The sequence below is a fragment of the Streptomyces anatolicus genome (assembly GCF_019400875.1).
Taxonomy (GTDB): Bacteria; Actinomycetota; Actinomycetes; order Streptomycetales; family Streptomycetaceae; genus Streptomyces; species Streptomyces anatolicus.
Genome location: NZ_WMBF01000824.1, coordinates 1 through 1,381, shown reverse-complemented (window position 1 = coordinate 1,381; position 1,381 = coordinate 1). Strand labels below are relative to the sequence as shown.

Below are 1,381 nucleotides of genomic sequence, written 5' to 3'. Positions count from 1 at the left end.
GGCCCGCCATCCGCAGCAGGTACGGGCCGAGCAGCGCGGCCGCGAAGACCCACAGCAGCCCGAAGAGCAGCACCTCGGGGACGCTCAGCCCCAGCTCCACGCTGCCGTTGCCGCTGGCCCCGCCGAAGCCCGAACTCCCGGGCCCCGCCTCGCCGGACACCTCGACGCCGATACCGCCGGACCCGGCGAGCAGCAGGACGAGGCCGAGGAAGACGGCGGCGGCGAGGAGCTGTTCGCCGCGGTTCGCGCAGCGGCGTGCGGCGAGGAGGCCGAGCGTCAGCGCGCAGACCAGGCCGAGGGCCAACGCGCCGACGATCGCCCAGTCGTTGGTGACGTCACCCAGTTCGGAGAGGCCGAAGGACCTGCTCTCGGACCCGCCGACGAACAAGGAGCTGCTGCCGCTCACGGAGGCCTCCGCGCCCGCGCCCCAGCCGATGCCGAGCGCGGCGATCGCGAGGTTCGGCAGGATGAGCAGCGCGATCAGGAGCGGCGAGATGTCGGCGTCGTCGAGGTCGGTGATCTCCTTCAGGTCGTCCACTTGCGCGAGGCTGATGAAGGCGACGACCGAGCAGAGCACGAGGACGACGGCGAGGGCGCGCAGCGCGGTGCCCACGGCCCGGATCGCCGCCTGCGCGCCGGGCCGCGCGGCGCCCCAGGGGTGCAGCACGCCACAGGAGACGACGAGTGTCAGCACCAGCGCGCCGAGCGCGGCGAGCACCGGGGACGACGACAGCTCGATGCCCTCGAGCTCGGGCTGCGCGAAGAGGGCGAGCACCAGCACGCCCGCGGTCACCAACAGGGCGACGCGCGCGGCCGCTTCGAGCCCGGCCGTGGTGCCGCCGCCGTGGCCGTCGTGGGCCCGCGCGATGAGGCGGTTGCGGAGGATGCGTACGCCGATGAAGAGCACCACGATCACCAGCGCGGTCACCGTGAGCGGGACGAAGTGCAGGGAGGCGGTGCCTTCGAGGGCGGATCCTGAGGCGTCCGAACCGAGGCCGTCCGAACCGAGGCCGTTCGAACCGAATCCACCGGAGTCGAGGCCGTTCGAGCCGAGACCGCCGTCCGAGCCCAGGCTGCCGTCCGAGCCGAGGCCGCCACCGGAGCCCACGCCGTTCGAGTCGCCGAAGCCCGGCCGCTGCTCACTGCCCGTCAGGTCGAAGCTGCCGCCCACGGATTGGAGGAGCAGCGCGAGGCTGATCCGCAGCCGGTCGGTGAAGTCGACGACCACCTCGTCGTCCTGGCCGTACGAGGGGATCGCGATGCCGATGGCGCCGATGAGGAGCAGCGCGAGGGGCCAGAGCGCGGCCTGCGCGGATCCGGCCCAGTCACCGCGGAACGTCCGCCCGAAGAAGGCACCTGCGGCGGAGGGGGCGGCGGGGGC

At 73.6% G+C, this 1,381-nt stretch carries 1 pseudogene; it reads right to left on the bottom strand.

Going from position 1 to position 1,381, the window contains the following annotated elements:
- A pseudogene (locus GKQ77_RS32750) lies at positions 1 to 1,381 on the bottom strand (hypothetical protein); the annotation flags it as partial.